Annotated in this window: 13 protein-coding genes; 7 read left to right on the forward strand and 6 right to left on the reverse strand. The window is 63.9% G+C overall.

The window, feature by feature from the left end:
- Positions 1–54: 54 nt before the first annotated feature.
- Positions 55–972, forward strand: a complete 918-nt coding sequence (locus tag ACRWQA_RS04345) for a choline sulfate utilization transcriptional regulator (protein WP_434230103.1) — start codon at positions 55–57, stop codon at positions 970–972.
- Between the two features lie 54 nt (positions 973–1,026).
- Here ACRWQA_RS04345 and ACRWQA_RS04350 read toward each other — a convergent pair whose 3' ends face one another.
- Positions 1,027–1,278, reverse strand: a complete 252-nt coding sequence (locus tag ACRWQA_RS04350) for a PA2433 domain-containing protein (RefSeq protein ID WP_434230104.1) — start codon at positions 1,276–1,278, stop codon at positions 1,027–1,029.
- 273 nt (positions 1,279–1,551) lie between these two features.
- Here ACRWQA_RS04350 and ACRWQA_RS04355 point away from each other — a divergent pair, with 273 nt between their 5' ends.
- Complete coding sequence (locus tag ACRWQA_RS04355; protein WP_434230105.1) at positions 1,552–3,201, forward strand: BCCT family transporter; 1,650 nt, start codon at positions 1,552–1,554, stop codon at positions 3,199–3,201.
- Positions 3,202–3,285: 84 nt separating this feature from the next.
- On the opposite strand, the gene ACRWQA_RS04360 is transcribed toward ACRWQA_RS04355, so the two are convergent.
- The 4 genes from ACRWQA_RS04360 to glcD form a co-directional block, all read right to left on the reverse strand.
- Positions 3,286–3,687, reverse strand: coding sequence for a GlcG/HbpS family heme-binding protein (locus ACRWQA_RS04360; RefSeq protein ID WP_103969481.1), 402 nt, complete (start codon positions 3,685–3,687; stop codon positions 3,286–3,288).
- Between the two features lie 197 nt (positions 3,688–3,884).
- On the reverse strand, positions 3,885–5,135 hold the full coding sequence (gene glcF, locus ACRWQA_RS04365; RefSeq protein ID WP_434230109.1) for a glycolate oxidase subunit GlcF: 1,251 nt from the start codon (positions 5,133–5,135) through the stop codon (positions 3,885–3,887).
- Between the two features lie 18 nt (positions 5,136–5,153).
- Positions 5,154–6,245 carry a glycolate oxidase subunit GlcE gene (glcE, locus tag ACRWQA_RS04370; RefSeq protein WP_434230112.1) on the reverse strand — a complete coding sequence of 364 codons (1,092 nt, stop codon included), beginning with the start codon at positions 6,243–6,245 and terminating at the stop codon, positions 5,154–5,156.
- 2 nt (positions 6,246–6,247) lie between these two features.
- Positions 6,248–7,753, reverse strand: coding sequence for a glycolate oxidase subunit GlcD (glcD, locus tag ACRWQA_RS04375; protein WP_434230115.1), 1,506 nt, complete (start codon positions 7,751–7,753; stop codon positions 6,248–6,250).
- Positions 7,754–7,954: 201 nt separating this feature from the next.
- Between glcD and glcC the strand changes: the two genes are divergently transcribed.
- The gene (gene glcC / locus ACRWQA_RS04380) at positions 7,955–8,731 is read left to right on the forward strand and encodes a transcriptional regulator GlcC (protein WP_434230117.1); all 777 of its coding nucleotides are present in this window, start codon (positions 7,955–7,957) and stop codon (positions 8,729–8,731) included.
- A 2-nt stretch (positions 8,732–8,733) separates the two neighbouring features.
- Here glcC and ACRWQA_RS04385 read toward each other — a convergent pair whose 3' ends face one another.
- Positions 8,734–9,417: a GntR family transcriptional regulator gene (locus tag ACRWQA_RS04385; protein ID WP_263581003.1), complete on the reverse strand. Its 684-nt coding sequence runs from the start codon at positions 9,415–9,417 to the stop codon at positions 8,734–8,736.
- A gap of 178 nt (positions 9,418–9,595) precedes the next feature.
- Here ACRWQA_RS04385 and ACRWQA_RS04390 point away from each other — a divergent pair, with 178 nt between their 5' ends.
- From ACRWQA_RS04390 to ACRWQA_RS04405, 4 genes are all read left to right on the forward strand, one after another.
- Positions 9,596–10,057, forward strand: a complete 462-nt coding sequence (locus ACRWQA_RS04390) for a GlcG/HbpS family heme-binding protein (RefSeq protein ID WP_434230119.1) — start codon at positions 9,596–9,598, stop codon at positions 10,055–10,057.
- A gap of 242 nt (positions 10,058–10,299) precedes the next feature.
- Entirely contained in the window at positions 10,300–11,286 is a 987-nt protein-coding gene (locus ACRWQA_RS04395) for a TRAP transporter substrate-binding protein (RefSeq protein ID WP_263581001.1), read from the forward strand.
- A 69-nt stretch (positions 11,287–11,355) separates the two neighbouring features.
- A complete protein-coding gene (locus ACRWQA_RS04400) occupies positions 11,356–11,874 on the forward strand; it encodes a TRAP transporter small permease (RefSeq protein WP_263581000.1) in 519 nt (172 codons plus the stop codon).
- Positions 11,871–13,151, forward strand: a complete 1,281-nt coding sequence (locus tag ACRWQA_RS04405; RefSeq protein WP_263580999.1) for a TRAP transporter large permease — start codon at positions 11,871–11,873, stop codon at positions 13,149–13,151. Before ACRWQA_RS04400 ends, ACRWQA_RS04405 begins: the two co-directional genes overlap by 4 nt.
- Positions 13,152–13,168 lie beyond the last annotated feature (17 nt).

A 13,168-nucleotide genomic window follows, 5' to 3' on the forward strand; every position in this document is an offset into this window, starting at 1 on the left:
AATCTCAAGGCCTGTAAACTCGCTAAATTTTTATGGGAGGCATTAGTTGATCTAATGTCGTGGATAGCTAGGTCGGCGTCGCCCAACAGCTTGCGGGTATTCGAGGCGGCAGCCCGTCACCTGAGCTTCACCGCCGCCGCACGGGAGCTGCGCTCGACCCAGTCGGCCGTCAGCCAGCAGGTTCGCGCCCTGGAAGAGCAGCTCGGCCTGTCGCTGTTCGAACGCATCTACCGTGGCGTGAAGTTGACCGAGGCGGGGCATGCGCTGTTCGTCAGCGTGCAGGAGGGCTTCGCGACCATCGATCGCACCATCGAGCGGCTACAGCACAAGCATCGCCATCCGCACGTGAACATCCTGACCGACTTCTCGTTCGCGGCGTATTGGCTGATGCCGCGGCTGCCGCGCTTCCGGGAACGTCATCCGCATATCGACGTGCGCATCGTCACCAACCAGGGCGTGCTCGACTGGCGGGCCCAGGAAGTCGACGTAGCGATCGTGTTCTGCGACGAGCGCGTGCTCGCCAGTGGCGTTCCGCTGTTGTTCCGTGAAGACGTCTTCCCCGTCTGCAGCCCGGGTTTCCTTCAGCAGTACGGGCCGATCCCGGATCTCGAGGCGCTCAGCCGGGCACCGCTACTGACGCTGACCGCCGAGCAAGGGCAGCGTTGGCTGGATTGGCCGAGCTACTTCGAGCAGCTTGGCGGTATGGCCCATCTCGAATCGTCGGAGCTGACATTCAACAATTACACCCTGCTGATCCAGGCGGCGATTGCCGGGCAAGGCATCGGAATGGGGTGGCATGGGCTGGTCGATGACATGCTGGAGAAGGAGATGCTGGTCGGCCTGCACGAGCTGCGCCTCCGCTCATCGCGTGGCTATGGGTTGGTCGATGCGCGGCCGGATTTTCCCGGCGAGGCGAAGCGAGCACTGCAGGAGTGGGTGCTGGAATGCGCAGAACAGGGGCAAGGAGGCTGAAGGGGCGGGACAGAAAATATGCCGGGCGCAGCGAGCCCACACCCGGCATAGGCATTAAACGCCGAGAATCTCCTTGGCCTCGTTCAGGGCCTCTTCCGACTGGGCATGATCACCGTCGTTATGGTATTGCTCGCCCTGCTCGCGCAGGTCGCGCACCCGAGCGAGATCCTCCTCGCTGAGCTGGGAGACTTTTTCCTCGTCCTCCAGCGCCTGGTCGATTTCCCCCATGAGCATCGGGCAACTGTTGGCCCAGGCGGGTGAAATGAAGGCCATCAGCACTAGTGCGGCAAAGAGCTTCTTGATCATTGTGGGTTCCTCCCGTTGGGCGCAGCCCCGTCGACTCCTCCCCGGACTGGCCGTGAATGCCTTTCGTCAGGTGCCTCGTCGCGCTCCAGTTATCAACAGCCGAGCGGCGGTCTGGCGCTGTCAAGTATAGATGGCCGTTGCCCTTCGCACAGAAGCGACTGCTCCGCGCTAGGTGAGCCGTGGGATGCCATTGGTAAGAACGGCCTGTCTGTTATACTCTTCATGAGAAAAATTCTAATTAATTCTTGATATTACAATCAGAGGGAGCTCCCCATGAGGACTCCGAACGATCCGGCTCCGCTCCCGGGAACGAGCGATATGCAAACGGACTACACCGTGGGCCAGGACAATATCGAGGGGCGGCTGGGGCCCATCGGTTTCGATATCCACAATCGGGTCTTCGTTGTCTCGGCGCTCGCTTCGGTGGTTTTCATCCTGCTCACCCTGCTGTTCCCGGAGAGGGCGGGAAGCATCTTTCAATCCATCGTCGGCTTCGCTACGGGGACGCTGGACTGGTATTTCATGCTGGTGGTGGATTTCTTCATCCTGTTCTGTGTCGCGCTCGTCGTCCTGCCCTATGGGTCGGTCAGGCTGGGCGGACCCGACGCACGACCGGATTACGGCTACCTCTCATGGTTTGCGATGCTGTTCGCTGCAGGTATCGGCATCGGCCTGCTGTTCTTCGGCGTACTGGAGCCGGTCTACCATGCCAACGTTTCCCTGCCACTGGGCGTGGCATCCCCTTTCGGAGCCGATGGCGAACTGAACCCTGAGGCCATTCCCCAAGCGACGGCCCTGGGTCTTGCCGGCACCTACCTGCATTGGGGGATCCATGGCTGGGCAGTCTATGTGGTGATGGCGCTGGCGCTGGCCATCTTTACCTACAACAAGGGGTTGCCGTTCTCCATTCGTTCGGCCTTCTTCCCGATCCTGGGCGAGCGGGTATGGGGCTGGTGGGGCCATGTGATCGACATCCTGGCGGTGTTTTCCACCCTGTTCGGCCTTGCTACGTCGCTGGGGTTGGGGGCGCAGCAGGCCAATGCGGGGATGAATTTCGTCTTCGGATTGGAGGTCAGCACCGCCGCTCAGGTCGTCATCATCCTGCTGGTGACGGCGGTGGCGCTGGTGTCGGTCTGGCGCGGACTCGAGGGCGGCGTAAAGAAGCTTTCCGAAATCAACATGGTCCTGGCCGTACTGTTCTTCTTCTTCGTGCTGTTCGCCGGCCCGACACTGGTGGCCCTGGGGGGATTCTGGACGGGTCTTGCGACCTACGTGAAGGAGTTCGTCCCGCTATCGGCGCCCTTCGGTCGTGACGACGACGCCTACCGTCAGGCGTGGACGATCTTCTATTGGGCCTGGTGGATCAGCTGGGCGCCGTTCGTCGGCATGTTCATCGCCAGGGTATCGCGTGGGCGCACGGTGCGGGAGTTCGTGACTTGCGTGCTGGTGATTCCCAGCCTGTTCATCTTCATCTGGATGGGTGTTTTCGGTGCTACTGCACTGGACCAGCTCTACGCCGACCCCGCCGGCAGCCTGGTCAAGGAGTACGTGATCGACAGCTACAGTCCTGAGCTGTCGCTGTTCGGCATGCTCAACGAGCTGCCGTTGACGGGGCTGATGTCGACCCTCGGTATCGTGCTGGCGCTGATCTTCTTCGTCACTTCGTCGGATTCCGGTTCGCTGGTGATCGATACCATTACCGCCGGCGGCAAGATCGATGCGCCCCGGCCGCAGCGGATGTTCTGGGCCACGGTGGAGGGCTTGATTGCCATCGTACTGTTGATTGGCGGCGGGCTTGCAGCACTTCAGGCCGGGGTGACGGCGACGGCGATTCCATTTTCCGTCGTGATGCTGTTGATGTGCTATTCCATCATCGTGGCGTTGAATGGTGAGCTGCGCCAGCTCCGCTCCAGGAGGGTTTGATCCGTTCGCAACGGCGCCGTAAATAAAGGCCGGCCGCGGCGACTGCTGTTGCAGCGCATTGCGGCCGGCCTTGTACGTTTCACCTCAAGCAACGGCGGCGATACCTGCCTTGGCGATCTGTACGTCCTGATCGGGCTTGACGCCCGAGACGCCGACGGTGCCCGCAACCTCGCCATCGACCAGCACCGGTACGCCGCCGGTGAGCAGGCCCGAGAGCGGCGCGGAGAGGAAGGCATTGCGTCCGCCGTTGATCATCTCCTCGAAGACCTGGGTCTCCTTGCGGCCAAGGGCGGCACTGCGTGCTTTCTGCGTGGCCACGTCCGGCGTCATCGGCGCCGCCCCGTCCAGGCGGCGCAGGCCGAGCAGGTGGCCGCCGTCGTCGGCCACGGCGATGGTTACCGCCCAACCGTTGGCTTCCGCTTCTTTCTGAGCGGCATCGAGGATGGCGTTGACGTCGGTCAGGGTGAGTACGGGTTTGGTCTTCATGGGGTTCTCCTTTTGAAATAAAAACAATGGCGATGCGGAGCTGGCAGCTCTCCCGGTGAAGCACGGGGCTGTTCCGGCGACAGGCCTGCGAGGAGGCGCTGTGAACCCGTCCCTGGGCGCTACTTTTGCCATCCATGGCAAAAGACCCTCGCTTTGGCTTGTCCCCGGCGCTCATCTGCTGCGTTGCTGAATACTCTTTAAGCGTTGCCCGCCGAGGAGGGCAACGCTTCATCGACAATCTCTATCCAATGCCTGACCGGCGTGCGCCCCGCGCCGTTGAGGTGCGTCTGGCAGCCGATGTTGGCGGTCACGATCGTCTCCGGGTTGCCGGCCTCCAGGGCGTTGAGCTTGTTGTCGCGCAACTGCATGGCGAGCTCCGGCTGGGTGATCGAGTAGGTGCCCGCCGAGCCGCAGCACAAGTGGGCGTCCTGGACCGGCGTCAGGGTGAAGCCGAGCTTGATCAGCACGCCTTCCACCGCGCCGCCGAGTCTCTGCGCGTGCTGCAGGGTGCAGGGGCAGTGGAATGCCAGCCGGCGGCCCGCGTCGACCTTGAGGTCATCCAGATCCTCGTCGCGCAGCACCTCGACCAGATCCTTGGCCAGTTCGCTCACGCGCTTGGCTTTCTCGGCGTAGGCTGGGTCGTGCTCGAGGATCTCGGCGTACTCCTTGACGAAGGCGCCGCAGCCGCTGGCCGTTTGCACGATCGCCTCACAGCCGGCCTCGATATGCGGCCACCAGGCGTCGATGTTGGCTCGCGCCCGGGCGCGGCCGTCGTCCTGGGCGTTGAGATGAAAGTCGACGGCGCCGCAGCAGCCGGCTTCGCTGACCGGCGTGAGGCCGATGCCCAGGCGGTCGAGCACCCGCGCCGTGGCGGCATTGGTATTGGGTGAGAGCCCCGGCTGTACGCAGCCTTCGAGGATCAGCATCTGCCGCGCGTGGCGCTTGTGGTCGGGGCGCGTGCCGGCATCCAACGGCTTGGGCGGCAGCTTGTCCTTGAGCTTGCCCGGCACCAGCGGGCGGAAGGTCTGGCCCAGCTTGAGCAGCGCCTGGAAGCGCTTGGGCTCCACCAGCGCCTTGCGCAGCGCGTAGCGCTGGGCGCGGTCGGCGGCGCTGCGCGGCACGCGGCGCTCGATCTCGGCGCGGCCGATATCAAGCAGCTTGTGGTACTCCACGCCGGAAGGGCAGGTAGTCTCGCAGTTGCGACAGGTCAGGCAGCGATCCAGGTGCAGTCGGGTCTGCTCGGTGACGTTCTCGCTGTCGTCGGGGTTCTCGAGCATCTGCTTCATCAGGTAGATGCGCCCGCGCGGTCCGTCGCGTTCATCGCCCAGCAGCTGGTAAGTGGGGCAGGTGGCGTTGCAGAAGCCGCAGTGCACGCAGCTGCGCAGGACGCGGTCGGCCTCCTGAATGTGCGGCTGCTTGAGGGCTTCCTCGGTGAAGTGCGTCTGCATGTCGAAATCCTGTGCGTCTCAGAACGCCGCGTAGAGCCGGCCGGGGTTGAAGATTCCCTTGGGGTCGAGCTGCGCCTTGAGGTTGCGATGGTACTTTGTCAGCACCTCGGATAGTGGCGCGAAGGGCTCGATCGCGGTCGGGCGCGGCCCGTAGCAGGTGGCGTGGCCGCCGGCGGCTTGGCACGCCTGGCGTACGGAGTCGGCATCCAGCTCGGTGCGCAGCCAACGCTGGGCACCGGCCCAGTCGTGAATCATCAGCCTCTCGTCGATACCGGGCAGGTCCAGCGTCGGCGCGCGGTGGGGCAGCGAGAGTCGCCACAGCGGCGCCTGGCCGGCACGGAAGAACGGCAATTGCTGGTCGCGCAGGGAGGGCCAGAAGGCATTGTCGAGCTCATCGCCGCCGATGCGCGCGCGGGTGGCGGCCACGGAGCTCGGACCGCCTTCCAGGCGCAGGTGCAGGGCTCCGTCGAGCCAGGCGGCGGCGCTGATGGGCAGCGGTTCGCGCCCCCATTCGGCCAGGCGCTGGCGGGCCTCGTCGAGCGGCAGTTCCAGGTGCAGGCTTTGGACGGCACCCGGGGCCGGCAGCACCTTGAACGAGACCTCGGTGATCAGCCCCAGGGTACCTTGGGCCCCGACCATCAGCCGCGACAGGTCGTAGCCGGCCACATTCTTCATCACCTCGCCGCCGAAGCGCTGCTCGATGCCTTCGTGATTGATCACCCGGGCACCGAGCACGAAATCGCGTACCGCGCCGGCCCACGGTCGCCGCGGCCCGGAGAGACCGCTGGCGACCATGCCACCCACGGTGCTTGCCTCGCCGTAGCGGGGCGGCTCGAAGGGCAGCATCTGGCCGTGCTCGGCCAGGGCCGCCTCGAGCGCGGCCAGGGGCGTGCCGGCGCGCACCGAAACCACTAGCTCCACCGGATCGTAGAAGCTGATGCCGCAGTGCTCGCGGGTCGAGAGCTCACTGCCCACCACCTCGCGACCATAGAAGAAGCGGGTGTCACCGCCGACGATGCGCAGTGGTGTACCGTCGGTGCTGGCCTGGCGGATGCGCTCGGCCAGGGCTTCGCTGGCGTCATGTTCATGGAGAGTCGTTGCGTTTGCCATGGTCACTCCAGCCCACCCTGCGCTGCGGTCGAGGCGGTATCGTCCGCCGCGCTCTTGATGGTACGGAACTCCGAGCAGCGCGCCGGGGTGGGGATGTTCTTGCCCGGGTTGAGCAACTCGCGGGGGTCGAAGGCGGCCTTGGCGGCGCGGAAGGTGGCCAGCTCGTCAGGACGGAACTGGGCGCACATCTGATTGATCTTCTCGCGGCCGACACCGTGCTCGCCGGTGATAGTGCCGCCCACGCGGACGCACAGCTCGAGGATCTCGCCGCCCAGCGCCTCGGCCACGGCCAGTTCGCCTTCACGGTTGGCATCGAACAGGATCAGCGGGTGCATGTTGCCGTCGCCAGCGTGGAAGACGTTGGCCACCTTCAGGCCATAGCGCTCGGAGAGGTCGCTGATGCCTTTGAGCACCCGCGCCAGTTCGCGCCGCGGAATAGTGCCGTCCATGCAGTAGTAATCGGGCGACATGCGGCCCACCGCGGGGAAGGCGTTCTTGCGGCCGGCCCAGAATTTGGCGCGCTCGGCGTCGTCGCGGGCCTGGCGGATGCCGGTGGCGCCGGCCTCTTCCAGCACCTGGCGCACGGTCTCGCAGTCGTCGTCGACGTCGGCCTCGACGCCGTCGAGCTCGCACAGCAGGATCGCCTCGGCGTCCACTGGGTAGCCGGCGCCGATGAAATCCTCGGCGGCGACGATGGCGAGCTTGTCCATCATCTCCAGCCCACCGGGAATGATACCGGCCTCGATGATGGCGCCCACCGCGTTGCCCGCTTTCTCGACATCGTCGAAGCTGGCCATCAGCACCTTGGCTATCTCGGGCTTGGGCAGCAGCTTGACGGTGATCTCGGTGACCACGCCGAGCATGCCTTCGGAGCCGTTGAACAGTGCCAGCAGGTCGAAGCCGGGGGCGTCGAGGGCGTCGCTGCCCAGCGTCATGCGTTCGCCCTCGATGGTAAGGACTTCCACCTTGATCACGTTGTGCACCGTCAGGCCGTACTTGAGACAGTGCACGCCGCCGGCATTTTCGGCCACGTTGCCGCCGATCGAGCAGGCGATCTGCGACGAAGGGTCCGGCGCGTAGTAGAGCCCATAGGGCGAGGCGGCTTCCGAGATGGCCAGGTTGCGCACTCCGGGTTCGACCCGGGCGGTACGCGCCTCGGGGTCGATCTCGATGATGCGCGAGAAGCGCGACATCACCAGGAGAACCCCATGCGTAAGCGGCAGTGCGCCGGCCGAGAGGCCGGTGCCGGCTCCGCGGGTCACCACCGGTACGCCGAGGCGATGGCACTCCTTGAGCAGCCGTTCGACCTGAGCCATGGAGTCGGGCAGCGCCACCAGCAACGGCAGGGTGCGGTAGACAGAGAGGCCGTCGCACTCGAAGGGACGCATGTCCTCCTCGCGGTGCAGCAGGGTCATGCCCGGAATGGCCTGGCGGAGCGTGTCGCGGATGGCAGCCCGGTCCAGCTCCGGAGCCGGACCGTCGAGTCGTTCATCGAAGAGGATGTTCATCTAGCGCCTCGTTGCGAGTCTTGGCGGCAGGGTTATCCTTGTGCAGGGCCCCAATGTGCGCCCTGTCAGCCGTCCTGTCCAGCCTCCGGTCCACTGGTATTACCAGTTGTTTCCAGCTATCTTGGAAATTATTTTCATTTCATACCATGGCGCAATCGCACGAAGGATACAAGCCGCTGCGTCGCGCCACGGAGGAGCCCCATGTTTAAAGATAGCGAACGGCTCTCGCCCACGCGCACGCCCGATGCGGTAGCGGCGCGCCTGGAGGAGCTGATACTCGACGGCGTGTTTCGCCCCGGGCAGTTGCTGCCTTCCGAGCGACGCCTGTGCGAGCGTCTCGGCGTTTCGCGGACCTCGCTGCGAGAGGGCCTGAGGGTGCTGCGCAGCAAAGGCATCATCGTGACACGGCAGGGGCGGGGCTCGGTGGTGGCGGAGCTGGTGGCGGGACGCGACGACAGCCCGCTGATGCACCTGTTTCGCGACCATCCGCGGACCCTTTTCGATTTGCTCGAGGTACGCTCATTGCTTGAGGGAGAATCGGCCAGTCTGGCGGCGGAGCGCGCCACGCCGGCCGACCGGGTCTTGATCCAGCGCCGCTACGAGGCCATGACGGCGTATGTGGAGAACAGCGGGAACATCGACGTGGAGCAACTGGCGCACCTCGATCATGCCTTCCATCTGGCCATCTGCCAGGCTTCACACAACCCGGTGCTGGTGCATACGCTGCAGTCGCTCACCGACCTGTTGTTGAGTTCCGTATTCGCCTCGGTGAAGAACCTTTATCACCGTGAGGCGCCAAGACAGATGATCAACCGTCAGCATGCACGGCTATATCGTGCGGTGATGGAGGGCAAACCCCAGGCCGCCCGACGTGCCGCGCTCGACCATCTCTCGGGTATCGAGCAGCAGCTGCGCGGGATCGAGACGGAGGATCGGCGACTGGAGCGCTCGGCCATGCGGCTCGGAGTATGGGAATAGGCTCAGGCGTTGGCGGCATTGAGCGCACCTTCATCCTCGACCACGCCGGCGAGCGAAGCGACTTCGAGTTTATTGCAAAGATGGTCGCGGAGAATCTGCCCCAGTCGTTTCCCATCACGCGCTTCGAGGGCAAGGATCATGTGCTCGTGGTCCTGCACGGCCCTGTGCCAGAAATCGTCGGTCATCTTTTTGGAGTAGCGGACCCGCTTCACGCGTTGGCTGAGGTTGCTGTACATCTCCTGCAGCACCTCGTTTGCCGAGGCGTCCAGGATTCCCTCGTGAATCTTCCGGTTGATTCGGAAGTACTCCGGCATGTTGCGGTCGCGGTAGTGCCGCAGCATTTCGTCATGCAGTGCACGAATGGCCTTGATTTCCTCGTCGCTGATGTTCTGACAGGCGAGTTCGCCGGATAGCCCCTCGAGGGCTCCCATCAGATCGTAGGTATCCTTAACCATCTTCAGCGTCAGGCGCATGACCCTGGCCCCGCGGTTGGGCAGCAGCTCGATCAGGCCCTCGGAGGCGAGAACCTTCAGCGCCTCCCGTAGCGGCGTGCGGGACACCCCGAAGCGCTCGCAGAGCTGCTTCTCCGATATTCGCTCACCCGGTGCGAGATCTCCCTGCTCGATGAGTTCCCGGACGCGGTCGGCCACTTCCAGATAAAGGCTGCGATGCTGGATTTTACTCATGGCATGAATTCCTAAGGCGATAGCGTCCCGATGGTCCCGCCCGGCGTTCCAGCCGTGTCGCCGGGCCTGTCGAGTTCATCCCGGCGGAAACGGGTCCGCCTGGCATTCGTTCACAGAAGGTATTATGAATTCAAAATTCAACTAATATCCACTATCCCACCATCATAAGGAGTCTCCCATGGCCGGCAAAGTCTTCCGCAGTCAGTTTCAGCTTGGTCGCTCCCAGGCCAGGGCCATTCTCGACGGGGCTTTCGCCAAGGCGCGCGATGCCTCGATGGAGCCTTTAACCGTAGTCGTGCTCGACGGCGGCGGACACGTCGTCGCTGCCGAGCGCGAGGACGGCTGTGCCCCACTGCGCTTTCCGGTAGCGCAGGGCAAGGCCTTCGCCGCCCTGGGAAATGGCGCATCGAGCGGCGTGGTCGGAGCCCGCAATGCCGAACGTCCGGCCTTCCTCGCCAGCGTGGCCGCTGCCTCGGGTGGGAACTTCGTCCCTGTTCCCGGAGGTGTACTGATCCTGGATGACGAGTCCCGTGTGGTCGGCGCCGTGGGTGCCAGTGGTGCATCCTCGGACGAGGATGAGGCCGCCGCGATTGCCGGTATCGAGGCCGCGGGACTGGCCTGGGGGTTAGAACCCGTTTGAGTCGGCGGAGTCAGCAGACAGGTGTGGGTCGACCAAAGTTTAATACCGAATAATGAATTTTGAATTCAAATTGAATTCGTAGCGGCTGGACTCAACGAGCCGCTTGATGGCCGAGGATGACTAGGACCGTCGGATAACTTGCCGCGGTCCCGGAGGAGCCACTACGGCTTGGAGACTGTCACCCGCGAGATGGCACGCCTGGGCAGCACACCTACAACAACAAGCCAGCACTGGAGTATCCGATGAAGACGATCAAGACGGCATTCGTGACTACCGCCCTGGCGCTGAGTCTCACGCCAGGGCTTGGTATGGCTCAAACCGAACTGCAATTCGGCCACGTGGGCAATCCCGGTTCGCTGTTCGATGTTTCCGCCAAGGAGTTTGCCGAGCGTGCCAACGAGCGGCTCGGCGATGACTACAGGGTAGAGGTCTACGGTTCGAGCCAACTGGGTGGCGACAGCTCCATGATGCAGAAGCTCAAGCTCGGCCAACTGACCTTCACGTTGCCCTCGACGGTGATGTCGTCGGTGGTGGACGAGTTCGGTCTGTTCGAGATGCCCTACCTGATCAAGGACAGAGAGCACATGAAGCGCGTCATCGAGGAGGTCATCGAGCCCGATCTCTACCCGCTGGTGGAAGAGGAAGGCTACAAGATCCTCGCCGTGTGGGAGAACGGCTTCCGTCAGATCACCAATAGCCGGCGACCCATCGAGACGCCCGAGGACCTGGAGGGCCTGAAGCTTCGGACCCCGGAGGGCAAGTGGCGGGTGCGCATGTTCGAGGAATACGGCGCCAACCCCTCGCCCATGGCGCTCTCGGAGGTCTTCACGGCGCTGCAGACCGGCACCATGGACGGCCAGGAGAACCCCCTGGTGCAGATTCACTCCCAGAAATTCCAGGAGGTACAGGACTACCTCTCCATGACCAACCACGTCTATACGCCGGCCTATGTGGTGGTCTCCAAGCGCCATTGGGACGACCTGCCGGAGGACGTGCGTGAGGTGCTGGAGGAGACTGCCCAGGAGGTGCAGGACTTCGTCTACGAGACCGCTGCCAGGCAGGACGAGGAACTGCTCGGCGAGATGGAAGCTGCCGGCATGGAAGTCAACGAGGCCGACCAGCAGGCCTTCATCGATGCCAGCGGCCCCATCTACAAGCGCTTCGACGAGGAAGTGGAAGGCGGCGGGGATCTGGTCGAGCGAGTCCTTGCGCTCAGCGAAGAAGAGTGACCCCTGCTACGTGATCCCGCGGCCGCCCCGTCCGGGGCGGTCCTTCCCATGCTCGATGGAGTCGATTGCATGTCCCTTGCGAAACTGCGAGCAGGTTTCGAGTGGCTGCTCGAGGTCATCACCATGCTGTTGGTGGTGGCCCTCACGGTGATCGTGCTGCTCGGTGTCTCCTTCCGCTATACCGGCAATTCGCTGAGCTGGTACGACGAAGTCGCTGCCGTGATGCTGGCCTGGGTGACCTACTATGGTGCCGCTCTCGCTTCACTCAAACGTGCCCATATCAGCGTCCCGGGTTTCGTCTACTCACGCCCCCGCGTCGTGCGCGTGACACTGGTGGCGATCGGCGAGGCCATCATCATCGCTTTCTTCGTGCTGCTCGCCTATTACGGCGTCTACGTCATCGGAGTGCTCGGTGGCTCGACTCTGGTCAGCGTGCCGATTCCGATCGCTGTCACCCAGTCGACCATCCCGATTGGCGCGGCACTCTATGTCATCGCCGAGCTGCTCAACCTCCCGGCCATCCTGCGTGAGGCCTGGGACGGCAAGCGGCCGCCCTCGGAGCAGGACATCGTGGAGGAGCTGCAATGACGACGGCACTGATCCTGCTGGCCGGGCTGGCCATGATCTTCATCAACATTCCCATCGCCGTGGCCCTGGGGGCGGTCTCCCTCGTCGCGATATTGGTCCTGCAGGGGCCGAACGGCCTGCTTGGCTTCCCGCTGGTGATGTTCGAGGGCTCGACCAAGTTCCCGTTGATCGCCATTCCGCTGTTCATCCTGGCCGGCGCCATCATGAACACCGGCGGTATCTCTCGGCGGCTGATCGACTTCGCATCCGCGTTGCTCGGCTTCATTCGCGGCGGGCTGGCCATGGTCAACGTCGGCACCTCGCTGTTCTTCGCCGAGATCTCCGGGTCCGCCGTGGCCGACGTGGCCGCCCTTGGGTCCATCCTGATGCCGGAGATGAAACGCAAGGGCTACCCCGCCCCATTCGCCGCCGCCATTACCTCCTCTTCGGCCTCGCTGGCGATCATCATTCCACCCTCCATCCCCATGATCCTGTATGCCGCCATGGCCGACACCTCGGTGGTGCAGCTGTTCGTCGCCGGTATCGTGCCCGGCCTGGTCGGCGGGGTCTTGATGATGGTGCTCGCCTGGTACTTCGCGGTCCGCTACAACTGGCCCGTGGAGCATACCTTTCAGCTGAAGCGGGTGTGGACCACCTTCAAGGCGGCGGGCCTTGCCTTCGTGTTGCCGCTGGTCATCCTCGGCGGGATATTCGGTGGCTTCATGACCGCTACCGAAGGTGCGGCCCTGGCGGTGCTGGCTGCACTGCTGATCAGCTTCCGCTACGGCGAGCTGCGGTGGGCGAAGCTGCGCGCGGCAATGGTCGAAGGTGGCGTTCAGACCGCCGTGGTCATGCTGCTGGTGGCGAGTTCGGCCCTGCTCGGCGATTTCCTCACCCGCGCCCAGCTGCCACAGATGCTGGCGATGATGATCAGCGACTTCACTGCCAACAAGTACATGGTCCTCGCGCTGCTGAACGTCTTCCTGCTGCTGATCGGTATGATCCTGCATTCGGCGGCGGCAATCATCCTCACCGTGCCCATCGTCATGCCGCTGGTGATGATGGTCGGCATCGACCCCGTCCACTTCGGCATGATCGTCACCCTCAACCTGGCGATCGGCCAGCAGACTCCACCGGTGGCCAGCGTGCTGATGACGGCCTGCTCGGTGGCCAAGGCCGACATCTGGGAGGTGTCGAAGGCCAACGTGCCGTTCGTCATCCTGCTATTCATCCTGCTGATGCTGGTGACTTACGTGCCGATCTTCCCGATGGGCCTGGTGGAGCTGTTCTACCGGTGAACCCAATCCACTGATGT

Source organism: Billgrantia sp. C5P2 (assembly GCF_051062895.2).